We start from the raw sequence: 2,130 nt of genomic DNA, 5'->3' as shown, positions 1-2,130 counted from the left end.
GCGGGATCGTCCCCGTCGTCAACCCCGTCTGCGTCATCATCGGCGGGATGATGGCTTCATGAACAGCATGGCCGACAGTATTGATCGCCCCGGCGAGCTGCGTGCGGAACGCGCCCTGCCCTGCCGCGTCGAGACCGGCGATAGCCTGATCCAACGCCTTTGCGTTGAAGGTGACGATAATCTGCATCCGTCTCTACCCACCAAACGCAGAATGCCGCCTGTTCGAACAGGCGGCGAAATGGACGGAATTTTGTGTGTGCGCGGCACAAGGCCACCTCAAGCAGCCTTGTGGGCATAGGCCGATATCGCACTGGGCTTGGCCCTAAAGACGATCTCGACGTGTCCACTCTCAACGATAATCGGAGAAGGACGACCGAATATTTCAATCTCTACCTTGAGAACGCCTTTTCTGTCAACCGCCGTCACGATGCCCTCAAAGCCAGCGAAGGATCCTTCCTTGATCCGGATGCGGTCCTTGAGCCGTGGCAGATGCTCCGTCGTCCTGTCCTCGGGGCGGTGCGCCTTGAGCCAGTCGATCTGATCGTCCGAGACCGGAATCGGCGTTCCGCTGCCCTTGGCGCCGAGAATGTCGGCGACGCCCGTGGTCGATCGCACAGCCGCCGCCAGGTCATCGGTCATCGTGCATCGGATGAAAAAATACCGACCGAATCGCGCCGTGCGAATGTCGCGCCTTGGCTTTCCGTTGCGACCGCGCGTCGGGTCGCGCCGCACGTCGAACGGACGCCAAATCGTCAGGCCGGCGACGGCGAGGGCGAGTTGCGCCTTGTCGCCGCCGTTCTCCGTCGCCTCGATCACGAACCAGGCGCTGGAATGAGCGACGTGGGCAGTTTGTGGTCGGTCTGAAGCAGTTTCAATTTGCATCGGCGGCGTCCTTGCTGGACGTCCTGCGCGACGGATGATGCGCTGAAAATATCCATGATTTGATCGGGAGGCGTCAAGAGCCTGGCGGCATGATGCTGGACGACGCCAGGAGTTTTCAACCGCGCGCTTGCCGTCAGAGCGTGGCCCGCGTTCCGCAGCGCGGCACATTGGAGGCGTTTTCGGGTACTTCTCCATTACTAATTAAATAATTATGCTTTTCATGTCACACTGTTACCGGAAAAGCACAATTATTTAATTTACATTAGGCAGAAATAGACAACTTACCTGCCGCAATGTGCCGCAAGGGTGCGAAAAGTAAAATAAAAACAGGAGCTTATTAGCTATTTCAGGCGCGAAAAAATGTGCCGCAATGTGCCGCGCTCCTGCCGCGATGTGCCGCAAAATGCTTATTGTGTAGCTTATGCTTGCGGCACATTGCGGCACATGCGCGGCACATTGGCGCGGCAGATCGACAGGTTAAACGGCAATAAAAAAGCCGCCCAGTTGGGCGGCTTGGGTGCGTGCGACCGAGGCGATTTTCAGCCTGAACTTTCTAAAAAGCGCTAGGAACGTTTCTGCTCGATATATTGAAATAAGCATATCCAAATTCATTTTTAAGGCTTTCGTATTTAAAGCCTTTGTATAACATTGCCGCGATCATAGCTCCGTTACCGACATACCCGCCAAGATTGCCGTCTCCGCATAATTGTTCCGCACGATGCTTCAGACCATAGCTATTATGGCTTCTATTTATCGAATTTCTTGGGGACAACAAATCTGCATATTTGCAAGCAATTACAAACTCCCTCCAGCAAGCTCTAAGAGATACACGCGATTGGGCTAGATCATGGCGCTTGACGCCCTCCGGGACGTCGATGCCCCACCATCCGAGCGATGGGTGAGAAGCTAAAAGAGCGTCAATCGCTGATACGGCGTCAGATTCTGAAAGATCGATATTGGTCATTTTAGGCAACCTCTCCAACCAGGCCATCCGCCTTCGCCGGCTCTCCAGGATATTTATCGATGATCTCAGCGCCGGGGAACATGTTCTTGATGGCCGCGATGCTTTTGAAGCCTTCGCATTGGGCGAATAGCGCAGCGCACTCGTCCGGCGTGAGCCAGACGACGTCTTTTCCACGGATCTGGCGAACGCGATAAAGGCAGGCTTTCTGATCGCCGATGGCGATTCTGGTCCCGCTTCGGGCGTCGAAGCCGATCATGTAAGCATCGTCTGGCTCTCCCGAATTG

At 55.4% G+C, this 2,130-nt stretch carries 5 protein-coding genes; 1 reads left to right on the top strand and 4 read right to left on the bottom strand.

The features are described from left to right. Window positions 1–187, bottom strand: a 187-nt coding sequence (locus QZY01_RS01610; RefSeq protein WP_294532568.1) for a hypothetical protein, incomplete at its 3' end; no start/stop codon positions are given. A gap of 89 nt (window positions 188–276) precedes the next feature. Next, window positions 277–1,050 carry a transcription termination/antitermination NusG family protein gene (locus QZY01_RS01605; RefSeq protein ID WP_294532566.1) on the bottom strand — a complete coding sequence of 258 codons (774 nt, stop codon included), beginning with the start codon at window positions 1,048–1,050 and terminating at the stop codon, window positions 277–279. 192 nt (window positions 1,051–1,242) lie between these two features. Between QZY01_RS01605 and QZY01_RS01600 the strand changes: the two genes are divergently transcribed. After that, a complete protein-coding gene (locus tag QZY01_RS01600; protein WP_294532564.1) occupies window positions 1,243–1,449 on the top strand; it encodes a hypothetical protein in 207 nt (68 codons plus the stop codon). On the opposite strand, the gene QZY01_RS01595 is transcribed toward QZY01_RS01600, so the two are convergent. Together QZY01_RS01595 and QZY01_RS01590 are read right to left on the bottom strand one after the other, a co-directional pair. Continuing rightward, window positions 1,436–1,846, bottom strand: a complete 411-nt coding sequence (locus QZY01_RS01595; protein WP_294532563.1) for a hypothetical protein — start codon at window positions 1,844–1,846, stop codon at window positions 1,436–1,438. The genes QZY01_RS01600 and QZY01_RS01595 overlap by 14 nt on opposite strands. Before the next feature lies 1 nt (window position 1,847). Then, on the bottom strand, window positions 1,848–2,102 hold the full coding sequence (locus QZY01_RS01590) for a hypothetical protein (RefSeq protein WP_294532561.1): 255 nt from the start codon (window positions 2,100–2,102) through the stop codon (window positions 1,848–1,850). Window positions 2,103–2,130: the final 28 nt, after the last annotated feature.

This window comes from uncultured Rhodoblastus sp. (genome assembly GCF_903903185.1).
Taxonomy (GTDB): Bacteria; Pseudomonadota; Alphaproteobacteria; order Rhizobiales; family Beijerinckiaceae; genus Rhodoblastus.
The sequence above is the reverse complement of the archived record's forward strand: the minus strand, read 5'-3'. Positions and strand labels throughout refer to the sequence as shown.

Coding starts and splice junctions, on each gene's coding strand:
- QZY01_RS01605 (WP_294532566.1), bottom strand. CDS start 1,050: ATGTGCCGCGCTGCGGAACGCGGGCCACGCTCTGACGGCAAGCGCGCG.
- QZY01_RS01600 (WP_294532564.1), top strand. CDS start 1,243: ATGTGCCGCAATGTGCCGCGCTCCTGCCGCGATGTGCCGCAAAATGCT.
- QZY01_RS01595 (WP_294532563.1), bottom strand. CDS start 1,846: ATGACCAATATCGATCTTTCAGAATCTGACGCCGTATCAGCGATTGAC.
- QZY01_RS01590 (WP_294532561.1), bottom strand. CDS start 2,102: ATGATCGGCTTCGACGCCCGAAGCGGGACCAGAATCGCCATCGGCGAT.